Source organism: Paenibacillus sp. FSL R7-0345 (assembly GCF_038595055.1).
Lineage (GTDB): Bacteria > Bacillota > Bacilli > Paenibacillales > Paenibacillaceae > Paenibacillus_AQ.
On record NZ_CP152002.1, the window covers coordinates 5380049 to 5402077 of the forward strand.

The 22029-nt window shown below is 50.9% G+C and carries 19 protein-coding genes and 1 pseudogene; 5 read left to right on the top strand and 15 right to left on the bottom strand.

The genetic code is table 11. The features are described 5' to 3' along the window. Window positions 1-11: 11 nt before the first annotated feature. The 7 genes from lepA to gpr all read right to left on the bottom strand — a co-directional run bounded on the left by lepA (window position 12) and on the right by gpr (window position 7260). A complete protein-coding gene (gene lepA, locus NST84_RS23220; RefSeq protein WP_342562486.1) occupies window positions 12-1826 on the bottom strand; it encodes a translation elongation factor 4 in 1815 nt (604 codons plus the stop codon). Between the two features lie 210 nt (window positions 1827-2036). Continuing rightward, window positions 2037-2780 (bottom strand): 4'-phosphopantetheinyl transferase superfamily protein, encoded by a 744-nt coding sequence (locus NST84_RS23225; protein WP_342562487.1) that lies wholly within the window; start codon window positions 2778-2780, stop codon window positions 2037-2039. Further along, window positions 2777-3502 (bottom strand): thioesterase domain-containing protein, encoded by a 726-nt coding sequence (locus NST84_RS23230; RefSeq protein ID WP_342562488.1) that lies wholly within the window; start codon window positions 3500-3502, stop codon window positions 2777-2779. The genes NST84_RS23225 and NST84_RS23230 overlap by 4 nt, the downstream gene beginning before the upstream one ends. 36 nt (window positions 3503-3538) lie before the next feature. Further along, window positions 3539-4051: a GNAT family N-acetyltransferase gene (locus tag NST84_RS23235; protein ID WP_342566502.1), complete on the bottom strand. Its 513-nt coding sequence runs from the start codon at window positions 4049-4051 to the stop codon at window positions 3539-3541. A 186-nt stretch (window positions 4052-4237) separates the two neighbouring features. Then, a complete protein-coding gene (locus tag NST84_RS23240; protein WP_342562489.1) occupies window positions 4238-4717 on the bottom strand; it encodes a hypothetical protein in 480 nt (159 codons plus the stop codon). Between the two features lie 17 nt (window positions 4718-4734). Beyond that, a complete protein-coding gene (locus NST84_RS23245) occupies window positions 4735-6066 on the bottom strand; it encodes a stage II sporulation protein P (protein WP_342562490.1) in 1332 nt (443 codons plus the stop codon). A 183-nt stretch (window positions 6067-6249) separates the two neighbouring features. Further along, window positions 6250-7260, bottom strand: a complete 1011-nt coding sequence (gene gpr, locus NST84_RS23250) for a GPR endopeptidase (protein ID WP_342562491.1) — start codon at window positions 7258-7260, stop codon at window positions 6250-6252. Window positions 7261-7629: 369 nt separating this feature from the next. Here gpr and rpsT point away from each other — a divergent pair, with 369 nt between their 5' ends. Then, window positions 7630-7902, top strand: a complete 273-nt coding sequence (gene rpsT / locus NST84_RS23255; protein ID WP_342562492.1) for a 30S ribosomal protein S20 — start codon at window positions 7630-7632, stop codon at window positions 7900-7902. Between the two features lie 171 nt (window positions 7903-8073). Here the strand turns inward: rpsT and holA are convergent, their stop codons facing one another. The 5 genes from holA to NST84_RS23280 all read right to left on the bottom strand — a co-directional run bounded on the left by holA (window position 8074) and on the right by NST84_RS23280 (window position 12627). Then, entirely contained in the window at window positions 8074-9093 is a 1020-nt protein-coding gene (gene holA, locus NST84_RS23260; RefSeq protein WP_342562493.1) for a DNA polymerase III subunit delta, read from the bottom strand. Between the two features lie 385 nt (window positions 9094-9478). Further along, complete coding sequence (locus NST84_RS23265) at window positions 9479-10726, bottom strand: zf-HC2 domain-containing protein (protein WP_342562494.1); 1248 nt, start codon at window positions 10724-10726, stop codon at window positions 9479-9481. Continuing rightward, window positions 10723-11274, bottom strand: coding sequence for a sigma-70 family RNA polymerase sigma factor (locus NST84_RS23270; protein WP_068724820.1), 552 nt, complete (start codon window positions 11272-11274; stop codon window positions 10723-10725). Before NST84_RS23270 ends, NST84_RS23265 begins: the two co-directional genes overlap by 4 nt. Before the next feature lie 274 nt (window positions 11275-11548). Next, the gene (locus tag NST84_RS23275; protein ID WP_342562495.1) at window positions 11549-11788 is read right to left on the bottom strand and encodes a hypothetical protein; all 240 of its coding nucleotides are present in this window, start codon (window positions 11786-11788) and stop codon (window positions 11549-11551) included. 197 nt (window positions 11789-11985) lie between these two features. Next, the gene (locus NST84_RS23280; RefSeq protein ID WP_342562496.1) at window positions 11986-12627 is read right to left on the bottom strand and encodes a bifunctional 2-keto-4-hydroxyglutarate aldolase/2-keto-3-deoxy-6-phosphogluconate aldolase; all 642 of its coding nucleotides are present in this window, start codon (window positions 12625-12627) and stop codon (window positions 11986-11988) included. Between the two features lie 357 nt (window positions 12628-12984). Here NST84_RS23280 and NST84_RS23285 point away from each other — a divergent pair, with 357 nt between their 5' ends. Continuing rightward, window positions 12985-13938 (top strand): sugar kinase, encoded by a 954-nt coding sequence (locus NST84_RS23285; protein ID WP_342562497.1) that lies wholly within the window; start codon window positions 12985-12987, stop codon window positions 13936-13938. A 439-nt stretch (window positions 13939-14377) separates the two neighbouring features. Here NST84_RS23285 and NST84_RS23290 read toward each other — a convergent pair whose 3' ends face one another. The 3 genes and pseudogenes from NST84_RS23290 to NST84_RS23300 all read right to left on the bottom strand — a co-directional run bounded on the left by NST84_RS23290 (window position 14378) and on the right by NST84_RS23300 (window position 17190). Further along, entirely contained in the window at window positions 14378-15394 is a 1017-nt protein-coding gene (locus tag NST84_RS23290) for a LacI family DNA-binding transcriptional regulator (RefSeq protein ID WP_342562498.1), read from the bottom strand. A 90-nt stretch (window positions 15395-15484) separates the two neighbouring features. Continuing rightward, window positions 15485-16651, bottom strand: coding sequence for a hypothetical protein (locus NST84_RS23295; RefSeq protein ID WP_342562499.1), 1167 nt, complete (start codon window positions 16649-16651; stop codon window positions 15485-15487). After that, window positions 16648-17190 (bottom strand): annotated as a pseudogene (locus tag NST84_RS23300) (RNA polymerase sigma factor). Before NST84_RS23300 ends, NST84_RS23295 begins: the two are co-directional and overlap by 4 nt. 231 nt (window positions 17191-17421) lie before the next feature. On the opposite strand from NST84_RS23300, the gene NST84_RS23305 reads away from it, so the two are divergent. The 3 genes from NST84_RS23305 to NST84_RS23315 are packed head-to-tail and all read left to right on the top strand — an operon-like array spanning window position 17422 to window position 21966. Next, window positions 17422-18411: a LacI family DNA-binding transcriptional regulator gene (locus NST84_RS23305; RefSeq protein ID WP_342562500.1), complete on the top strand. Its 990-nt coding sequence runs from the start codon at window positions 17422-17424 to the stop codon at window positions 18409-18411. Between the two features lie 41 nt (window positions 18412-18452). Then, entirely contained in the window at window positions 18453-20183 is a 1731-nt protein-coding gene (locus NST84_RS23310) for an ABC transporter ATP-binding protein (protein ID WP_342562501.1), read from the top strand. Next, complete coding sequence (locus NST84_RS23315) at window positions 20167-21966, top strand: ABC transporter ATP-binding protein (RefSeq protein ID WP_342562502.1); 1800 nt, start codon at window positions 20167-20169, stop codon at window positions 21964-21966. Before NST84_RS23310 ends, NST84_RS23315 begins: the two co-directional genes overlap by 17 nt. Window positions 21967-22029 lie beyond the last annotated feature (63 nt).

A 22029-nucleotide genomic window follows, 5' to 3' on the forward strand; every position in this document is an offset into this window, starting at 1 on the left:
AGTATGCATTCCTACTCGTCGATCTTCAGAACCGCCATGAACGCTTCCTGCGGCACCTCAACGCTGCCGACCTGCTTCATGCGCTTCTTACCTTCCTTCTGCTTCTCCAGCAGCTTCCGCTTACGCGAAATATCACCGCCGTAGCATTTGGCCAGGACGTTCTTGCGCATCGCCTTAACAGTCTCGCGCGCCACAACCTTGGTTCCGACCGATGCCTGGATCGGCACCTCGAACATCTGCCGCGGGATAATGCCGCGCAGCTTCTCACAGATAATGCGGCCGCGGTTGTAGGCACGGTCACGGTGAACGATGAACGACAGGGCATCAACCTGCTCGTTGTTCAAGAGAATATCCATTTTCACCAGATTGGACTGGCGGTAGCCGGAAATCTCATAGTCGAAGGAAGCATAGCCCTTTGTGCCGGATTTCAGCTGATCGAAGAAATCATATACAATTTCCGATAGAGGAATCTGATAAGTGATCGTTACCCGGTTGGTATCCAGATACTCCATATTCACAAATTCCCCGCGCTTATTCTGGCAAAGCTCCATTACAGTACCTACGTAATCATTAGGGACAATAACCGCAGCTTTGACATACGGCTCTTCCACATAATCAATGGTACCGATCTCCGGGTAGTTCGACGGGTTATCGATCTGCAGCATTTCGCCGTTCGTCAGCATAATCCGGTAAATAACGCTCGGTGCTGTTGTAATCAGCGGAAGATTGAACTCGCGCTCAATCCGCTCCTGGATAATCTCCATATGCAGCAGTCCGAGGAATCCGCAGCGGAAGCCGAAGCCCAGTGCACTGGAGCTTTCCGGCTCGAAGCTGAGCGAAGCATCATTCAGCTGCAGCTTCTCAAGCGCCTCACGCAGGTCGTTATAGTCCGAGGTTTCAATCGGATAGAGACCGCAATATACCATCGGGTTGATCTTGCGGTAGCCCGGCAGCGGTTCCGGTGTCGGATTCTTCGCATCCGTAACCGTATCCCCGACACGGGTATCGCCAACATGCTTGATACCGGCAACAATAAAGCCTACATCCCCGATATTAAGCTCGTCCACAATGGTCATACGCGGCATGAACGCACCGACTTCGATAACCTCGAATACTTTTTCAGTTGCCATCATTTTGATCTTGGAGCCGGCACGGATCTTACCGTCGATAACGCGTACATAGACGATAACGCCTTTGTACGGATCGTAGTGGGAGTCAAAAATCAGAGCTTTCAGCGGCTCTTCGGAATTACCGGCAGGAGCCGGAACCTGCTTGACTACCTGCTCCAGGATCTCCTTGATCCCGATGCCTGCTTTGGCTGATGCAAGCACAGCTTCACTGGCATCAAGTCCGATTACATCCTCGATCTCCTGCTTCACCCGTTCAGGATCAGCACTCGGCAGATCGATCTTGTTAACGACCGGCAAAATTTCCAGGTTGTTATCCAGCGCAAGATACACGTTGGCAAGTGTCTGCGCCTCAATACCCTGTGCGGCATCTACTACCAGCAGTGCACCTTCACAGGCAGCAAGACTTCGGGAGACCTCATAAGTGAAGTCGACGTGCCCCGGAGTATCAATCAGGTTGAGCAAATACTCCTGGCCGTCATCAGCCTTGTAAGTAAGGCGGACAGCCTGCAGCTTAATGGTGATCCCGCGTTCACGCTCCAGATCCATCTGATCCAGCACCTGCTCCTGCATTTCGCGTGAGCTGAGTGCGCCCGTATATTCAAGAATACGGTCGGCCAGCGTCGATTTACCATGGTCTATATGTGCAATAATCGAGAAATTGCGGATTTGTTGTTGTCTTTTCTGAACGTCAGTCATTCCTTACCCCCACAGACAGCCTTATGTTAATCAACTTATTATACCAGTACGCGCTCCCCCCATCAATCCCGCGCCGCCGGAAAGTAAAGAAAGAGGAGCACACCCTGATTTTCTTGGGGCCAATGAAAAACTGGAGTTTCTCAAAAAAAATAAGAACAAGTATTAAAAAGACGAAGTCTATCCGTTTTTTTAATGGAGGCTGTCATTTTCTCAACCATTTCTTTCTGCATACAGTAGTTTTTTGGCAGTATCTAAAACTTGCTCCAGACTCCATGTTGTTATCTCTGATGGGAAGTCCGGATATGAACTGCAGACAGCTAGTTTGTATTGATTGTGCATCTGATATTGCCGAAAATAGTAATGCTCTTGGCTATGATTATTCTCAAAAATAATTTTTTCATTCTCCAACGAGAAAGAGAACAGATTTAAGGGAACGGATAAGCCCTGCCCGCAAGCTTTAATATAACTCTCCTTTAAAGTCCACAAGTCAAAAAAATATGTAAGTTTCTCGTCTTCAGCCTTCGCGACTATTTCTGCATATTCTTTCTCTGCAAAAAAACTTCTTGCAATATCCACATTAATGGGCTGAATTTCCTCCACATCAATACCAACCGGAAACCGGCTAACAACGGCCGCTACCCACTCTCCTGAATGAGATACGTTAAATTCCACCGAATGTCCGTCCAGGTAGGGCTTTCCATAAGAGTTCGAGGAAATTCTAATGTCCATATTGCTCAAATTGAATTTTTCCACAAGCATAATACGCGTCAGCAGATCTGAGACTAACGACCTGAGAAAATCTTCTTTACGATTGAATCGGGACAGACGCTCCTTTTTCTCTTTCGAAAGGAACTTCAGATAATGCATATATTCATTTATCGAGGTTATTTGCTCTATCCCTGCAATTCTAACACAAACAACATACATAAAAGACTCCTCTGAAATTGATGTCATACAAAGTTTATTTTTCTCATACATTCTAAAGTTATCGTTTCACTGATTAGTTGAACTATAGAATTAAGATGATTATTAATAAAAAAATGTCCGCCTTTAAAGTAAATGATGTTACATTTCCCATTTGTAAGCTGATTCCAGGCCATCAGTTCTTCTGCTTTAATATTATCTTCAGTTCCATTCAGGACGGTGATTCCACAGTTGAGCCTGTTGTTCCGCAAAGGATACTCATACTCTTCTATTATTTTGTAATCAGCCTTTAATACAGGTGAAAAAAAGTTATATAATTCATTGTTCCCCAATATTTCTTCAGGAGTACCGCCTAACTTCTTTAGTTCCCTTTTAAATTGATCATCAGGAAGAAGATGAAGCTTCCTTTCACTTCCGCGACATTGAGGGGCTTTTCCGCCAGCAACAAAAAGTTGCACCGGATCTAATCCATCCTGTTGTTTAATTTTGCAACACAATTCATACGCCAGTAAACTTCCCATACTGTGGCCAAAAAAAGAAAATGGAGAAATTAATAACGGCTTAATTTGATAATAAATATCTTCTATCGCTTCCTCCATAGAATTATATAAATTTTGGTTGAACCTTTTTCCTCTTCCAGATAATTCCACGCGATATAATGCAATTGAGTTATCCAAATACTTCTGCCATTTATTGTATATAGTTGCTGAACCGCCTGCATGCGGAAGGCAAAACAACGTTACCCGGCTCATGAGTACCCTCCTTATTTTTGTTAAATATTTAAATTATTAATATTCATCAATTCTCTTAACCATGGCAATTTCATTACAGGCAAGCTGCCTCTTACAATTCACGCAATCGGTTTTGAACTTCTCCGGGAAAAGACCTTTCTCGACAACAGTGAATCCATTTCTTATAAAGAAGTCTACCTCGCAGGTGAATGCGATAACTTGAGGTATCCTCTGCCCCCTTGCTGCTTCAATCAGCTTACCCAAAATCATTGAGCCAATGCCCTTTCCTCTACCTTCAGCATACAAACCTATGGAACGAACCTCTACGAGATCCGGGCCCAGTTTAAACAATGATCCGCAACCGATAAAATCCTCGTCCATTTCAGCAATAATGAACTGGTTAATCTGGCTGATCAGAGCTTCCCTGGAACGAGGAAGCATAATACCGAGCCGCGCGAATTCCTCTATCAGCGAATACAGTTCCTCCACATCCTCTGCGGCAGCATTTCTGCATATTACCTTATATTCTCCTATAGGCGAATGCCGGACTATTTCCGTTTGGATAAGCATCTGCATTCAATTCATCCTTCCTCCATTTTTATTATTTTTTCCCATTATTAATAATTCCTGATGTATTCGTCATAATCCTGCAAGTCCAAGTTTTCACACAGATGCTGACTCAGGGCCTTTGCGGGGTGCCTGATTTTTTTAAGAAATTAAAAAAAAACAGCCTCTGAAGAGGCTGGACAACGGGTTCTACTCCGCTGAGTCGAACAGGGAGACAATCCAGCGGATGCTTTTCTGGGATGCCTGCTGGAGCAGGCCCGCCGTTTTATCCGCCAGCACGTCAATACCCGGCTGCTGCTCTTCAGGGATCAGAATCTGCGCAGGAGTCAATGTGCTGTAGTCCTGCACCTCCTGCTGCGGCAGACTGCCGCTGCCGGCAGGGGCCTGGACTGCCGTCTGCGGCTGAACTGCAGGAAGTGCTGTATAGGCGCCGGTCACCGGATCAACGGCAACCGGTACATAGACATAGGCAGGGCTGCTTTGCACAGCCCCTGTACCGGTCCGGGCAGCGGCGGACTGCCCTGTCTGCTGAATCACTGCAGCTCCGTTCCAGCCCGGAGCTACCGTTCCAGTCCTTGTCTCGCCGCTTCCGCCAAACTGCATGCCAATCAATATGCCAATGCCGGCCCAAACGCCGAACACAAGCAGCTTTTTACCAAAACGGGACATGACCGTTCACTCCTTTATCAGTTTTCAGATCCTGTACTTTTCTCCGGAGCAGCCGCCTTTTCCGCATCATGGCTGTCCCAGTACACATCGGCAATCGCATCGGCCAGCACATCCGCTGTCCGCTTCAGTTCCTCGGCACTATTGTCGATCCCGCCTACTTCAATCAGTACACTGTTGGGGGATAGAGACTGATTGTACTCCCCGTTATTCCCGTTCCCGGAGGATTTGCCCCAGATGCCGCGCGAGAGGCCGGGGTAATTTTTCTCCAGCAGCTGATGAATCGAATTGGCGAAGGCTTCGTTTTGCTTCCAGTCTTTGTTGGCATGTCCAAGAATGAAATACACCTGCGCGTAGCTCTTCCCGTCAATGACGGCGGTCGTTTTGCCATGCCGCTGTGAATCACGGTGGATGTCAATAAGTTCAGTCATTTCCTGGTTGGCTGCCATAGCCGCCTTGATGGTGATCCGGGAGTATTTATAGGAAAAGTTCCAGTTGTAATCCGGCACTTCCGTCGCATAGTCATCTTTTGCATGAACAGTGCCGATTCCGCGCTGCTCCAGTCTGTCAGTGATATAAGAACCTACCAGCAGCACATTTTTCGACGGGGAAGCAGAGCTGGGATTGTCACTCTCTGCTCCAAGCAGCGGATTATATGCTTCCCGCGGATGGGAGTGGTAGACGAGTACTCTTTTAATAGAGGTATCCTCAGCTGCACCTTCTTCCCGGCCGGCTCCGCCGCTGTTGCCCTGCCCTGCGGAATTGCTCTTATCCGGCGCTGTTGTCGGCTGAGGCTGCACTGCAGGATCATCAGCAGGCTTGTCCGTATCCGGATTAGCCGCTGCACCCGAACCCGGATCTGCAGTTCCCGGATCATCACCGTCCCCGCCGGCCAGCTCATCCGTTCCCGGATGATAATCGGCAGGAGCTCCTGCAGTTCCTCCTGAGCCTTCACGAAGCAGGAAGGGATCGTCGGCTGCAAGTCCGGGAACCTCGCGGGACAGCAGGCTTTTAGGGTTACCGGGATCAACACTGGTCAGCATGCGGAACACAAATGAAGTTACTTTTGGCGCTGAGAAGGCTGACGGCTCTTCACCTTTCGGCAGATGCGGCACCTCCATGCCCAGCAGCTCCATAAAGAACCCGCTGGACAGGGAAGCCGCCAGACCCTTCATGGAAGGAACAGGTGATGAACTCAGCTTCGTTCCGGCCAGTCCGCCGGCGCCAAGCAGCATAAAAAAAACAAGTGAACCTCCGGCCAGCAGCAGCATCGTCTTCCCCAGCGACAGAACGTCCAGCAGTTTTCCCCGCAGCCTGCCTATATTCCATAGCTGAAACCATTTTCTGTTCATTATTGTTATGTCCTCCTCCAGCCCTCTGTAATCTCTTATACTTCAAATCTATGAGCAGGGAAGGAGTAGTAGAACCAAGATAGAGACAAATTAATAGAGCAAAAAAATCCGCATGAGCTCTGCCGTTGCGGGCTTTGCTCATACGGATTATCCGGTCTGCACCTCATTTTTATTTTAAAAAGGTCAATGCGTATATGCGCCGACATTTCCCGGATCAACGGCATCATGCAGGGCGGCGTTCAGGCCGCTGGCTACTATGTTAGCAATTTCTTCAATAAACTCATCAATTTCTTTCGGGGTCACAATCAGATCATGCCCGAGCGGCTCCAGTACCTCTTTTACCAGCTGCAGCCGTTCCTGCTCCGAAATATCGTCCAGCATCCCCATAATCTCTTTGGTGTGCGCTCTGCCGTCTCTCATCTGGCCAAAATGGTTGCTCATCATCTCCAGTACGTTGTTGACGATGGTTGATGCATAGCATACCGTAGGCACACCAATGGCAATGCAGGGAACGCCCAGAATCTCCTTAGTCAGCCCGCGGCGTTTGTTGCCGATGCCTGAGCCGGGATGAATGCCGATATCGGCAATCTGGATTGTTGTATTGATTCTTTCAAGTGACCGTGAGGCCAGGGCATCAATCGCAATGATCAAGTCCGGTCTGGTGCGGTCCACAATCCCCTGCACAACCTCACTGGATTCAATTCCGGTAAGTCCCAGCACCCCCGGAGCAATCGCGCTGACATTGCGGTAACCCGGAGATACCTGGTCAGGTACAAGCTCATAAAACTGCCGGGTAATCAGTGCGTTCTCCACTACCAGCGGCCCCAGAGAATCGGGCGTCACATTCCAGTTGCCTAGCCCGACAATCAGTACCGAGGAATCCTTACTGATCCCAATCCGGCTTAGAAAATGCTCAAATTCCCGGGCAAACACCATCGACACCTTCTGCTGAAGACCGGTATCCCCGCTGCGCAGCGCCGGAACCTCGAGTGTGACATAATTTCCGAGCGCCCGGCCGATGGCCTGGGAGCCTGCTGCAGTGGCAACGCCAAGCCGCGTAACCTTTATTCCGTCTGCTTCCTCTACTTCTTCGTTTACACCGGGGATTGGCGTTTTTTGCGGGCCCTGGGCAAGCTCCTTTGCTTCTACTGCCAGATCCGTGCGTACTGAATACAGCTGAAGATCCAGTTCCATCCTAGTTTAGCCTCCTAAAAGTTTTGTGAGCGTACACTTCCTTGGGCTTCTTCGTACAAAACTCGCTTCGGAAGCATATGCTTAAGTTTTGTGAGCATTCGCATAAGTTTTAGCATCTTTGTGTCGGTAGTGTGCGAGAGAAGGGCGGTGTTTATGCAGACAGGAACGGATAAATCGCGCAGCCGGGCAAAGTTCAGGCCTCTGTCTGCCGCAAATCAAGCCGCTGGTCCTCTCGTCCGGCAGATTTACAGGTCGGACTGGGCGGTTTTTCAAACGCTTTTAGTGTTGCATTTTGCCCCCCTTCATGCTAAGATATTTTAAGTTGTGAATCATTTGATGATTTCGAATGTCTTTCAGGAGGTGAATGCAATGCCAAATATCAAATCCGCGGTTAAACGCGTCAAGACGATCGAGAAACGTCGTGCTCTGAACGCTTCCCAGAAATCCGCGCTTCGTACAGCTGTGAAAACTGCTGATGTAGCACTGGTTGGAACGGAAGTTGAAACTGCTCAAGCTGCTTTCCAAGCTGCTTCCAAAAAGCTGGACAAGGCCGTAACTAAAGGTCTGGTTCATAAAAATGCGGCTGCCCGCAAAAAATCCCGCTTGGCGAAGAAATTGAACGCTCTTAAGGCTCAAGCCTAATTAGCGACTTTCATAGTGAGCACTATAAGAACCTGACCGCTATGCTGCATACGGTTAGGTTTTTTTGTGACCTGTATTCGCCCTGAAAAAGAAAGAGCCTGGCTTTTACGTTACTTCAGCGTAAAAGCCAGGCTCTTTTGTTGTCCTGAAGGACTGGCAGCTCCCATGATCCTAAGCGCCGAGCCGCAGCATAAACATTTCCAGACCAAGCACCTTGTCGATGGCTCCAGTCTTCATCTGGTAATCCAGGTCAGCCAGACCGCTCAGGATCATACGCAGCCGCCGGCTGTCGAACCGCTTGGCCTGCTCTCCGGCCAGCTTGACGGCATAAGGGTGCACACCGATCTGGGAGGCGATCTGAGCCTGAGAGTAGCTGAGGGCAGACAGATCCTTCACCTGAAGGATAATTCTGAACTGCCGGGCAATCAGCGCGGCAATTTTGATCGGCTCCTCGCGCTGCTTCAACAGCTCGTAGAGCGTCCCCAGCGCCTTATCCAGACGCAGATTGGCAATGTCCTCTACCAGCGTGAACACATTCTGCTCTGTGCCGCGGTGCACTAGACTTTCTACCGCAGCAGCATCAACCGTCCCGCCGGCTCCGGCGAACAGGGACAGCTTGTCCATCTCTGCAGACAAGCCCTGCAGACCGGTACCGGCACTCTCTACCAGCGCCTCGGCAGTTCCCGGCGCCACATTACAGCCGCGGTCCTTAAAGCCCTTCTCTACCCAGCGCAGCAGCTCTTCTGCACCGAGCGGATTAAAAGCCAGCACCGTTCCGGCGGCTTTGGCCGCCTTGACGATCTTTTTGCGTTCATCCAGCTTGTCATTATTGACAAGAAACACAATAACGCTAAAATCAGCAGGAGACTGCATGTAGTCACTCAACAGCTCAACGCGGTGCTCAATCTTGGCGCTCTCTTTGCCCGCTGTAAACAGCGATGCATCCCTCACCAGCAGCAGTTTGCGCTCTACCATAAATGGAACCGTCTCCGCTTCCTCCACTACCGCCTGAACAGGCGTGTCTGACAGATCGAAGGGAATTACTGCAAAGTCACGGTCCTCTTTGGCGATCAGGTGATCCTCCAGGAAGGCCGCAAATTCATTCATCCGGAATTTTTCACTGCCGTACAGCACATAGAGCGGTGAAATTTTTCCTTGTCTGATGTCCTTGGCCGCCGTTTTGGCATCCATCCTGCCACTTCCTTTTCCATATCATTTCGGTAAAATCATCTAACGCATACGTGTTTATAGTTTAACAGAAAACCGGCTGTATAGGCGATAATGCCAATAAATGCTGAGGTTAATATAGATCGAAGTCACGGTTTGCTATTCCGATCCAAAATTACTGCTGCGAAACTCCGGGGCCAGGGTCCAGTGTGAACATCAAAAACGGAGCAACCTCGGCAGCCAGGGCCAAAGTTGCTCCGTTTCAGCGGCGCATCTATATAAACGGCAGAAGCAAAGGCTCTAGAAACCCCGCCTCCACCGGTCATACCGATGGAACTCGCAAATCGTGTAATTCCTGTCCTCTCACCATAGCATATTCAGAGTATCCCCAAAACGTTCCACCCAATATTTATTTATTGGCCGGCGCCGGGCTTACCGGTACCGGGGTTGCAGTTGCCGCACTGCCCGGAGATGCAGAGGGCGCCGGAGTTGCCTGACTGGCAGGCGCTGAATATACCTTTGTAACTTCAGTACCTTCCTGTACAGTTACATAAGTGAACTGCAGGCTGTCCGCCGACCAGGTACCGGAAACCCACGTTCCTTCCAGCGGAAGCGCGGTTACTACTGTCCGTTCTGCCTGCTGTCCTTCTGACGGAAGACTGTAAATGACCAGCTGCTGTCCGGCAAGCTCGGCGGCATAACGCCCGTCCGGAGAGCTCCATGGCCCTTGATCCGATACAAGGGCCGGCAGCAGTCCCATAACACCAGCCTCTTGAGCAGCTGGAGACTGCTGCGGAGCCTGGCCCTGCGTGTCTGCCGCATCAGCAGGCAGATCTGCAGCATTGCCGCTGAATGCTTGAGCGTCCGGCACACGGCTGGTATTGCCTCTTCCGGCTCTGGCATCCTCTCTCGGAGCCGGAGTCGCCGCTTGTGCGCTGCGTGTAGCCGGCGTGTTCCGTTTAGCTGAAGCGGAATCAGTAGCTGCAGGAGCCCCTGCGCCGGATTCCGCAGTCGGCACAGCTTCTACCGCAGCCGGAGCAGCAGTATCTGCCGCAGCACCGCTGTTCGCTGCATCTGCACCTTCAGAAGGCTGGATCTCCATCTGATAGGTTGACATATTGCCGGCCTCATCTCCGGTTGCAGCCGTATCCGCATTTTCCGTGGCCATCTTGCTCAGCGGTTCGCTGCTTGAAGCTGTATCAGCCGCCTGGTTCAGCGACATTTCTACATCTGCCGACGGCAGGCTGTCCGGCATATTAAACACTGCGAACAGCAATATAATTGCCGCTGCAACTGCACCTATGCCTGTCCGCGTTGCCATGGAAGCTGCTCTGGACGTATTTTTTTCAGGTTTGGCGTGAGTGCTTTTACGTGTCATCGGAACAACCTTGCCGTCTGCCTCCGGGACTTCTGCACTTGTTCCTTGAATACCGGAGTCGATCTGCTCAAGCCGGGGCAGAATCGAGTCCACCAGACTAAAAGGAGGTTTAACATCCGGCAGCTGCTCCAATTGCTCGGAGAGCATTGTCAGCCGGTCAAAGACTTCCGCGCAGGAAGGACAATTGTCGATATGGCGGTACATTTCCACAGCCTCTTCGGGGCTGAGATCATGATCCAAATAGCGGTGCATCCATTCTGTCACCTCCGTACACTTCATCCTGATACACCACCTTTCTGATACTCCTGAAGTCTATTTTGCAGCTGCTGCCTGGCCCGGAACAGGTAAGATTTCACCGTGTTAAGCGGCAGGTCGAGACAGTCTGCAATCTCGTTGTAAGAAAAATCCTGCAAATACCTTAGTACAATCACCGTCCGGTGATGCTCAGGAAGCTGGTCGATAGCCTCACGGATATCCTCCGCCAGATAACCTGACATTACCTCGCGCTCTACATTATGTTTGTTATCCTGGAACACCATTTCGTGCTCATCGATAGACACAGTAGGCTTCGTTCTTCTGAATTTGTCAATACAGATGTTGGTCACGATCCGCTGAACCCATGTTTTGAACTGGGCCTTCTCCTCGTAGGAACCAATTTTGGTATACACTCTGATGAGCGCTTCCTGCGATGCATCCAGAGCGTCCTGTTCATTATGCAAAATGTAGAAGGCCGTCTTATATACATGTCCTTCAATTTCCCGCAATAGGGTGATTAGAGCGTCGCGATCGCCCGCTTGAGCGGCTCTGATGAGTCCCTGCTCCACCACGAAGGTTCCCCCTCTCTATGCAATCTTACTGACGCGCAAGACTGCGGATTTGTTGCAAGCCTGTAATCAATATTTTAATAATGCCAAACTTTACATAATACGTCTTGGACCGCCACCGGTTCCGCTCCGGCGCACGGCCGTAAACCGCCCATAATCCTTACTAAGCATACAAGGGAAGCGCATAATCTTCAAATACTCTTTTTACAGAAGTTTATGACAAAAATGAAATCAAACAGGCTGCCCGTCAGGTAAGATTACCCGGAGACAGCCTGGATTACTTAAACATTATAGTAGCGCATAGCATCAGCACAGCATAGTTGTCCTTGCCGTCATCATCCACTATATATATTTCGCCCTGTTCAAAAAGCTGCGGATGGTTATAATTCCTGTGCAGTGCATACAGCTTGCCGGCAGTTACTTTACAGCCTTTGGCGGGTGAAATAATCTGCACATACTCCGCTTCTTCTTCATTTAAAGTCCGGTATAGCGTTCTGTAATTGTCATTCCCGGGCATGACGGCTTCCTCCATCTTCAGGGGGCATACTCCTGAGCGTCAGCAGACTGGCAGCTGCTTTTTCTGTAAGTATTGCCCTGAAGCCGGGGAACCATCACAAATTCCATTTAGATGTAGGAAAGACATTAAACAACCCCAAAAGCATAAAAAAACTGCCCTGCCATATAAAACAGCGGGACAGTTCAAGTTATCAGCTGTTACAGGCCTTTAACCTCTTTGTATTTAGCCACATACTGTGCAGCAAGTTCCGTAATCTGGTCGTAACGGCCTTCCTTGGCCGGAGCAGTCAGGTTGCCGCCGATACCGACAGCGATACAGCCGTTTGCGATCCATTTTTCCATATTGTTCAGATCCACTCCGCCTGTAGGCATGATGTTAACATGCGGCATCGGTCCTTTAACGGCCTTCACATAATCCGGTCCGAAAGCACTGCCCGGGAACAGCTTCAGCACATCCACGCCCAGCTTCAGCGCTTCCTTCATTTCATTCAGCGTCATGCAGCCAGGCATATAAGGAATGCCGTAAAGATTACACATCTTGGCGGTCTCTTCTTCAAAAGAAGGGCTGACCACGAATTCAGATCCGGCCAGAATAGCGATTCTTGCAGTCAGTGGGTCAAGCACAGTACCTGCACCGATAACGGCACGGCTGCCGTATTCAGCTACCAGGCGTTTGATCGCCACATCCGCATCCGGAGTTGTAAATGTAACTTCAATATTGGTCAGCCCGCCCTCGATACAGGCAGCCGACATTTTGAATGCATCATCAGCGTTGTCAGCACGGATAACCGCTACTACACCGACAGAGGTAAGGTTTTGCAATACTTTTATTTTCTTCATCATTAAACTTCCTCTCATAATTAACGTAGTATAAACTCTAGTTACAAAACAAAGAATATTTATTTAGATAAACTATTTTATCTCATTTACTAACAAGCTTGTGAAACCTTCTATGGAAATAGTAATAATAATCGTGCTAACAGTCAATACGTTTTTTATCAAAAACCGAAAACCCCACTTTAATCGGCCGAAAACCCTTTATAAATCAAGGTTTTTTACTCCTTCACATTTCTTTACCGAAATTTCATGCGGCAGAATGAGCGTTGCCTTATTGTACAAAACCGATTTATGTGATAATTTCAAGTTACTAATCAATATACAGGGAATCTCAGGATTGCCCTGGGGAGGAATATAAAGATGAGTAAACAACTTAGTGCTGTCACTTTCGGCGAGCCGATGGCGATGTTTTATGCAAATGAAGCCGGGCCGCTGCATGAGGTTACCTCATTCTCGAAGGCGCTGGCCGGAGCAGAAAGCAACGTGGCAACCGGTCTGTCCCGCCTTGAGCACACAACCGGATATGTAACCAAGCTGGGCGAAGACAACTTCGGCCAATTTATCGCGTTGGCTTTGAACAAAGAAAATATTGATACCGGCAGCATTACCTATACTAAGGAAGCTCCTACCGGAATGCTGATCAAATCAAAGGTGCTTACCGGCGATCCTAAGGTTGAATACTTCCGCAAAAACTCCGCCGCTTCCAAGCTGAGCCTGGCTGACTTTGATGAAGCCTATTTCGCTTCCGCCGGCCATCTGCATGTAACCAGCATTTCTTCGGCTCTCTCTAAGACCTGTCATGAGTTCTCACTGCACGCCATGGAGTTTATGAAAAAAAACGGCAAAACCGTCTCTCTCGACCCGAACCTGCGCCCTACCCTCTGGCCTGACAAGGAGACAATGATCGCTACCATCAATGACCTGGCTACCCGCTGCGACTGGTTCCTTCCGGGACTTGGCGAAGGCAAAATTTTGACCGGCCTTGAAACACCAGAGGAAATTGCTGCTTATTATCTGGAACGCGGCGTCTCCCTTGTTGTAATCAAGCTGGGCCCTGAAGGCGCTTACTACAAAACCGCTGCCGGAGAAGAAGGCTACGTAGACGGCTTCAAAGTAGAAGAAGTAGTAGATACAGTAGGTGCCGGCGACGGATTCGCAGTTGGTGTAATCAGCGCTATGCTCGAGAAGCTTCCCGTAGCCGAAGCGGTACGCCGCGGCAATGCCATCGGCGCTTTGGCGGTAATGTCTCCCGGAGACATGGACGGACTGCCGACCCGCGACAAGCTGGAGAGCTTCATGAGTGCGGGTGTTTAAGCGTTACTGCTGACTGTGCACTGAGAAGCAATTATTATTTGTAAAAAAAGGAGGACTCCAGCGGCGTTACGCCGGGAGCCCTTCTTTTTGTTTGCAGCTTTTGCAGCGGTAGCTTGGTTGCCAGACGGGCCGCAGTTAATAGGATTTCCCCCTTTACTCCAGCTAAACCAACGGCATGTCCGCACTCGTACAGTGTTTTCCGGACAAGCAGCCCACTTAAGTGCTCTAATCTAGCAAACATTCAAATTTCCATAGACGCAGAAACGAAAAAAAGAGGGAATCATCGCTTCCCCCATAACTTTTATCTAAACTTGTCTAAAACACACTTCGGCATAGGGCATATAGTCGGAGGTTTGAGGGAAAAGTGGTGTCACAGGAATAAACCGGTTTACACCCTCGCTCACCGGCTCTACCAAAGCCCCCCCCCTGCCATTCCCGCTTATACCGGCGACCGCACCGACTGGCCCTGCTGAAGCGCAGGCGGAAAACGGTACGTAATCGGAACCGCCGCATCCTGATCTTCGATCAGCGAGAGCATGATCTTTGCAGCCTGCATACCCATTTCATAGGCAGGCTGGCGGATCGTAGTGATCGCCGGGTTGTAGATCAGGGCAAACTCGGCATCGTCAATGCCAATCACGGACAGGCGGCCGGGAATCGCAATGGAATTCCGGTTTGCGTATTTCAAAATCTCACCCAGCACCAGGTCATTGGCAGCAATCAGTGCTGTCGGCGGCTGCGGTCCGCTTAGCAGATCATCCAGCGCAGCAGAGATCTGCTCCCGGGAAACACTGCGCATATAGCGTTCATTCAGCGGCAGGCCTGCCTCCTCCATCGCCTTCTTGTAGCCGCTCATCCGCTCCTTGCGCGGGGTTATCGCGTTCTCCCCGAGCGGCAGGGAAAGAATAGCAATGGCCTCATGGTTGTTGCGGGTCAGCTCCTTAACCGCCGTCTTCACGGCCATTTCATTGTCCAGCAGCAGGCTCTGCGTTGTCACTCCCTCAACCAGCCGGTCCATGAATACCAGCGGATATTCCGCCTCAATCAGCCGCGTATAAGCCGCAGACTGGTGACCAGTCGGAAAAATAATCAGCCCGTCCACCTGACGCGCCACCAGCGTCTCCACATATGTATTTTCTTTATCCGAGTTCTCGTCGGCATTGCAGATAATGACCTGAATGCCGCGGCGCTGCAGCTCATTTTCGATCGCCCGGATGCACTGGATCGACAGCGAGTAGTCAATATTGGCAACAATGATCCCGACCATATGCGTGCGGTTCTGCTTCAGGCTGCGGGCCAGTCCGTTCGGCTGATAATTCAGCTCCTCGATCACGTCGGCAATCCGGTTCTTGGTCGCTTCACTCATGTATTTAAACCGTTTATTCAAAAATTGTGAGACTGTGCTCTTCGAGACTCCCGCCTTCTGGGCAACATCCTCAATTGTCAGTTTCTTCATCTCTTCCGCTCCACTCCGCATAAAAAAGCCATACCTTTGATATTATCAAAAGTATAGCTTTTTTTTAGTAAATTATCCAGATGAAATGAACTAAAGTTTTTTCTTCATTGTGGAGGCATCGATCTTCTCCCCGTGTTCGTCATACCACCAGTCGTAAAACCATTGCTCACCGGTGGCCATACCGATATCCACCGTCCGTTTTTCACCGTTAACCTCATAATGAGCCACATAATAATCTTCTTCAGTATCAATGGACAGTTCTCCGTAATGCACTTTGGTTGGCCGCTTTTTCTTTTCTGTAGTAACTGTTTCTGTAAGCACATCACTCTTCCCGGTTGTTATATCGTACAGCTTGCTGTGCTGAATAAAACCGCCATTCCCGTCCTCTTTATAATCAACCAGCAGCAGCTCATTCCGCTCCGGATCAGCAGCAATAAATGCATGATCAAGACTATACTCAGAGGAATTGAATGTAAAGAGATCAAACGGAACAGCCACTTCTCCTACAGAGGCTTTTCTGAGATCCAGTGCAGATATTTTACCTGGACTATACTGTTTCACTTCTCCGACCGTATAAGCCCCATTGGTAAATACCAGATAATCTCCCGCACTTAATAGGTATCCCAGAGCAAAATAGGTCTGTGCACCGCCTGCATACAACGGAAAGGTATACAGTCTTTGGGCGGACTCTACCGACAGCTCGGTATGCCCCTTAGGAGTAAGATAGAGAGTATAAGGCTCTGTATTCCGGGTATATCCGGGTCTGAGATAATCGGCCTTAGGCGGCGGCGGTGACCAAACAATACCCAGCGGAGTCTCCACTGCCTGCGCAGATCTCTCATCCCTGTCGATTGGCAGTGACATCACATACTTCAATCCGCCGATTTCAAAATTCACCTTACTGAAGTATCCCGCACTCTTCTGTACAGCAGGCGAAGGAGAAGGGGCAGCCGGTTCAGATGGCTGGACTGCAGCGCCACTTTTATTGTTCCATATGGACAGCGGACTGTCACCGCCGCCCGTCAGCGGCCACAGCAGCGCACCCGTCAGCAGCACCGCCGTCACCCCGGCAATGCCGATGCGCCTGCGCATAATAACCTTCCCCGCCACGGCACGCCGCTCAGCAGCAAGCTCGATCCGGGCCATCAGCTGCGGGGTGAACCCGTCTTCCGCGAACGGATTGCGTCCGGCCTCACGGTACCATCCAGGCTTCTCCGTCATTACCTTCGCCTCATCCTCTGCCTGTCTGTGCTTCATCGCTCATCCTCCTCCAGCGCTTTTCTCATGTTCTCCCTGGCCCGGGACAGCCGGGATTTTACAGTTCCTTCCGCTACACCGAGCAGCGCCGCCGTTTCTGCGGTGGACAGCCCCTGCTGAATCTCCAGCACCAGCACCTCCCTGTGCTTATCCGGCAGCTCCATAATCAGCTCCCAGATGCGGTTAACATACTGCTTGCTTAGCGCCTCTTTTTCGGCAGACCGTGCTTGTCCGGGAGCCTGGCTCTTGCCCAGCGGAATGAATCTGTGTCAAAAGCTGTTCCGCCGCCAGCTGAATGCAGTGTTGCGGGTAATGGTCAACAGCCAGGTTTTTAGTGTGGCGCTGCCCCGGTATTTGGCGATATTGCGGTGCGCCTTCAGGAACACCTCCTGGCTGATGTCATTCGCCTGCTCCCGGCTGCCGGTCAAAAAATACGCATAATTCCACACATCCCGCCCGTAAGTCTCCATCATTTCCCGCAGCGTCATGGACGGCGCATAAGCCACGGCATAAGGTAATTCTTCACTGTGCATCTTCATTCTCACCTCTTTGGCCAATAAGACTCTCCAGACTGCATTTGGTTCCCTCGATCTTCCAATTTCTTTATAGTTAACTCTTGTACGCAAAAAAATATGTATTTTAACTTAAATTCAATCATTTTTAACGTTCCTTTTTACGTTTTATTGCGTTGTATCCTGTGTAATACAGGAATATAATAACAGTATTCAGGCATAAGCTGCTGTGTTGTACAGCAACAACGGGGGATTCTTATGAAAAGCAAAAAGGTAACGCTGACCCAGATCGCGGAAGCGCTCGGGCTCTCTCCGGTGTCGGTCAGCAGAGCGCTGGCGGATCAGAGCGGCATCAGCGAGGAAATGAAGGCCAGGATTGTGGAAAAAGCAGCGGAAATGGGCTATATCCGGCCCCGTAAAGCAGCGCCTCCGAAAATTCTGGTCCTGCACCAGAAGCCCTACCAGCATGACAACAGCAACTTCAGCTATAAGGTTCAGGGGATCGAGAAGGCGCTGCAGCAGGCCGATACGGATTACAGCATTGAATTCGTCGATAAGGAGCACCAGAACAGGCTGGCCTTGCCTTACCGTTTAAGTAAAGGCTACAAGTTCGACGGGGTTATTTTTATCGGCAGATTTAACAGTGACTATATTTCCTTTATTCATAAGCAGATTCCGGCGCTGATTCTATATGTGGGGTACTCACCAGCCTATGATTACGACAGTGTGTGGTTCAGCTTCCTGCATGCCGGCTACAAGCAGTGCCAGTATCTGATCGGCCGCGGGCACCGTGCAATCGGCTTTGTAGGGAATCTTAGCGCCTACCGCAACAAGGAAAAGAAAACAGGCATAACCTCCGCTCTGGAGGAGCATGGCCTGCCGGCTGACGGGGCGTTTTTTTGGGAGCGTGATGATACACTTGGGAGCAGGCTGTCCGGGCTGATTGCCGAAGGCGGGCTTCCGACCGCTTTTATCTGTGAGCATGACTTCGCGGCTATAGAGCTGATCCGTCTTCTGCAGGAGCGTGAAATTAAGGTTCCGGAGGATGTGTCCATTCTCAGCAGCGGCAACACGGAAATATCGGCTCTTTCAACCCCTCCGCTTACTACGATGGATCTGAATATCGATTACTCCTGCCTGAGAGTCGTAGCCACACTGCTCAGCCGGATTGCCGACCCGCAGAAGCCTGCGGAGAATATTGCTGTGCTTAGCACTTTTGTGGAAAGAGAATCCGTAAGGAGCATCTGAGATCGATACAGGCAGGTGTATTTTCAAAAGGTGGGATGTCAATGAAATCCTCAATATTGCTGCGTTTTTTCAAAGCCCGCAAGACGGATTACCTGATCGGGTTTTCTTTTATGTTCGCCGCCTCCTTTATTCAGACGCTGTTTCCCAAGGTGCTGGGCCGTGCGGTTGATCTGATGAAGGTCAGCGGCTTTGACACCCGGCAGGTGCAGCTTCAGGTGCTGTGGATGGTGCTGATTGCCGCCGGCGTGTTCACCTGCACTTTTTTATGGAGAAATATCATCATCAAAAGCGCGCGCAACCTCGAATGTTACCTGCGTGAGGAGCTGGTCCGGCACTATCTGAAGCTCTCTCCCTCTTTTTATAACAGCCGCAGGACAGGCGACTTGATCGCTTATGCCATCAATGATATATCCGCGGTACGGATGACGTTCGGTCCGGCCACGGCGATGTCGTTCAACGGCATTGTGATCTGCTGCTCCTCCATTTACTTCATGTTCGCTACAGTCGATCCCCGTCTTACCCTGGCTACGCTTGCCCCTTTGCCTTTTATCATTGTAATTATGCTTTTCAGCAGCCGTAAGGTTCAGACCCGGTTCAGAGTGGTCCAGCAGCAGTTCGGCGCCGTGTCCGGCAAGGTTCAGGAAAACATCTCCGGTATCCGTGTTATCAAAGCTTATGTGCAGGAACGTTCAGAAATGGAGCGCTTCAGTGAGCTGAGCAGCAGGATGAAACAGGCCAATCTGGATCTGATCCGTGTCTCTGCGGCGCTGCCGGCGATGATCGAATTCGGTTTTGCGGTCTGTTTTGTTATTAATCTGGTGTACGGCAGCCGTCTGGTTATGCGCGGGGATATCAGTGTCGGGGATTTCGTCGCTTTTAACGGGTATTTGAGCCTGATCATCAGCCCTATCGTGTCTATCGGCAAAATCGTCACCACCATTCAGCGCGGCATAGCCTCTCTGGGCAGACTGTATGAGGTGCTGCGGGTGCAGCCTGACATTAAGGATAAGCCGCAGGCGATCCAGAATCAGCCTGAAGGTGAAGCTGAGCTTCGCAATCTGACCTTCAGTTACGACGGCTCGGATACGCCTGCCCTGCGCAACATCACACTCAGCCTCCCTAAGGGACACAGTCTGGGCATCATCGGCCGCACCGGCTCCGGTAAAAGTACACTGGCCTCGCTGCTCTTCCGCTTCTACAATGTAGAGCGCGGGCAGATCAGCCTGGACGGCAGGGATATCAACGATTACGGGGTTGAGGCACTGCGCCGCGGAATGGGCTATGTGCCGCAGGACAGCTTTGTTTTTGCCGCTACGGTTAAGGATAACATCGCCTTTTTCAAGGATAGCTATAGTGATGCTGAGGTCCGGCAGGCGGCTAAATCCGCACTGATTGCGGACAGTATCAATAGCTTTCCGGACGGCTATGATACGATTCTCGGAGAACGCGGTGTCAATCTGTCCGGCGGACAAAAGCAGAGGCTGGCCATCGCCCGCGCCCTGGTCAGTGATCCGGCTATTCTGATTCTGGATGATGCGCTGTCGGCAGTGGATAGCGTGACGGAAGGGCAGATTCTGGCGAACCTCCGGCAGGTCCGTGCAGGCAAAACCAATATTCTGATCTCGCACCGCATCTCGTCCATTAAGGAAGCAGATGAGATTATTGTGCTCGACAAAGGGGTTATCGCCGAACGCGGGACGCATGAACAGCTGCTTACGAAAGGAGGCCTGTACTTTGATATCTACACGGAACAGCATGAAGACTGCAATTAGTCCACGGCCTAAAAAGCCTCAATCCGGCGCAGTAAAGCTGCTGCTGCGGTTATCCCGCCCTTATACCTTTCAGCTCCTCCTGGCCTGCGTCTGCGTCGTTATTATCAATGCGGCTTTTCTGGTCCAGCCGCTGCTGCTGCAGCGGGTCATTGACCATTTTCTGATCGGCGGTGCGGCAGAGCATGGTCTTGACTCTATTCTTGGTCTGGCTTTGCTGTATCTGCTGGTGTCGGCGGCGGGCTCCGGCTTTGCGTACCTGCAGGCGCTGATTGTCGGTAAGGTCGGCCAGAGCCTGATTCATGATCTGCGGGTCAGGGTGTTCGGGATTATCGAGCGACTGCCGCTGTCCTTTCTGGACCGCACCTCGTCCGGCCGGCTCATTACCCGGGCGACGAATGACACCGCTGAGGTCAGCGACCTGTATACCGATGTCATCATTTCGCTGGTTAAGGATGTGCTGCTGCTGATCGGCATTATCTACGCCATGCTGATGCTCAGCCCGCAGCTTACGCTTGTTTCTTTTACCGTTATTCCGGTGATTGTATTCCTGGTCTTGTTCATCAAAAACAAAATCAAAAAGAACTTCTTCCACATGAAGCATTACATCGGGCAGATCAACGGCTTTATTGCCGAGAGCGTTGCGGGGATGCGGGTCATTCAGATCTTCCGTGCGGAAAAAGAGAAGGAGGAGCAGTTCCTGAAGCTGAACGGGGATTACTTCCGGACCACGCTGATCCAGGTGCGGCTCAACAGTATACTGAAGCCGGCATCGGATATGTTCCAGAGTCTGGCGATTGCCATCCTCGTCTGGTTCAGCATCGGCCAAATCTCCGGCGGTGTGCTGCAGATTGGCGTGCTGTACGCGTTCACAACCTATATCCGGCAGTTTTTCGCCCCGATCTCTGATCTGGCTGACAAATATACCTCAATTCAATCAGCACTTGTATCTACAGAGCGTATCGATGAGCTGATTCGTGAGGAGGAGCGGCTGGAGCATCCGGAGAGCGGAGTCGCTGTAGAGCGGCTGGACGGTACCATCGAGTTCCGCCATGTCTGGTTTGCCTACAAGGATACCGACTGGGTGCTGAAGGACGTCAGCTTTGTAATCCGGAAAGGGCAGACGGCAGCCTTTATCGGCGAGACCGGCGCGGGCAAAACGACCATTATCAGTCTGATCAACGGCTTTTACCAGGTGCAAAAGGGAGAAATCCTCATCGACGGCGTCAATGTGAATGAGATGCGGCTGGATGATCTGCGGCGGAACATTTCGGTCGTGCTGCAGGATGTCTTCCTGTTCTCCGGCACAATCCGCGATAATATTACGCTGGGCGACGAGATTGCGGATGACACTGTGCAGTATGCGCTGGAGGCCTCTTGCGCCATTGAATTCGTACAGGAATATCCGGCAGGAATCGACGAGCCGGTTACCGAGCGGGGCGGAACGCTCTCTGCCGGACAGCGGCAGCTGATCTCCTTCGCCCGGGCGATTGCCCATGATCCGGCGATTTTCGTGCTGGATGAAGCTACCGCGAACATCGATACCCGCACGGAAAAGCTGATCCAGCAGGCCATCGACAATGTGGCCCGCGAACGCACCACGCTGATCATCGCCCACCGTCTGTCCACTATCGCCGGAGCCGACCTGATCATCGCGATGAAGAACGGGCAGGTCGCCGAATCCGGCCCGCCCCGGCGGCTGCTGGAGCGCGGCGGTTACTATGCCCGGCTGCTGAGAGAGAGCCGGGAGCATGTTATAGGTTCGGGGCCGATTAGCCGACACTAAAGGAAAATGTACCGTTATTCTTGCTGGGGGCGATTAGATCATCGGGCATTAACTCGCCTCCTC

Bases quoted from the DNA above. Each gene is read 5' to 3' on its own strand.
- NST84_RS23265 (WP_342562494.1), bottom strand. From the start codon at position 10,726: ATGAAGTGTACGGAGGTGACAGAATGGATGCACCGCTATTTGGATCAT.
- NST84_RS23245 (WP_342562490.1), bottom strand. From the start codon at position 6,066: ATGAACAGAAAATGGTTTCAGCTATGGAATATAGGCAGGCTGCGGGGA.
- NST84_RS23315 (WP_342562502.1), top strand. From the start codon at position 20,167: ATGAAGACTGCAATTAGTCCACGGCCTAAAAAGCCTCAATCCGGCGCA.
- NST84_RS23310 (WP_342562501.1), top strand. From the start codon at position 18,453: ATGAAATCCTCAATATTGCTGCGTTTTTTCAAAGCCCGCAAGACGGAT.
- NST84_RS23295 (WP_342562499.1), bottom strand. From the start codon at position 16,651: ATGAAGCACAGACAGGCAGAGGATGAGGCGAAGGTAATGACGGAGAAG.
- holA (WP_342562493.1), bottom strand. From the start codon at position 9,093: ATGGATGCCAAAACGGCGGCCAAGGACATCAGACAAGGAAAAATTTCA.
- NST84_RS23230 (WP_342562488.1), bottom strand. From the start codon at position 3,502: ATGAGCCGGGTAACGTTGTTTTGCCTTCCGCATGCAGGCGGTTCAGCA.
- NST84_RS23305 (WP_342562500.1), top strand. From the start codon at position 17,422: ATGAAAAGCAAAAAGGTAACGCTGACCCAGATCGCGGAAGCGCTCGGG.
- lepA (WP_342562486.1), bottom strand. From the start codon at position 1,826: ATGACTGACGTTCAGAAAAGACAACAACAAATCCGCAATTTCTCGATT.
- NST84_RS23275 (WP_342562495.1), bottom strand. From the start codon at position 11,788: ATGCCCGGGAATGACAATTACAGAACGCTATACCGGACTTTAAATGAA.
- NST84_RS23235 (WP_342566502.1), bottom strand. From the start codon at position 4,051: ATGCTTATCCAAACGGAAATAGTCCGGCATTCGCCTATAGGAGAATAT.
- gpr (WP_342562491.1), bottom strand. From the start codon at position 7,260: ATGGAACTGGATCTTCAGCTGTATTCAGTACGCACGGATCTGGCAGTA.
- NST84_RS23290 (WP_342562498.1), bottom strand. From the start codon at position 15,394: ATGAAGAAACTGACAATTGAGGATGTTGCCCAGAAGGCGGGAGTCTCG.
- rpsT (WP_342562492.1), top strand. From the start codon at position 7,630: ATGCCAAATATCAAATCCGCGGTTAAACGCGTCAAGACGATCGAGAAA.
- NST84_RS23285 (WP_342562497.1), top strand. From the start codon at position 12,985: ATGAGTAAACAACTTAGTGCTGTCACTTTCGGCGAGCCGATGGCGATG.
- NST84_RS23240 (WP_342562489.1), bottom strand. From the start codon at position 4,717: ATGTCCCGTTTTGGTAAAAAGCTGCTTGTGTTCGGCGTTTGGGCCGGC.
- NST84_RS23280 (WP_342562496.1), bottom strand. From the start codon at position 12,627: ATGAAGAAAATAAAAGTATTGCAAAACCTTACCTCTGTCGGTGTAGTA.
- NST84_RS23225 (WP_342562487.1), bottom strand. From the start codon at position 2,780: ATGACATCAATTTCAGAGGAGTCTTTTATGTATGTTGTTTGTGTTAGA.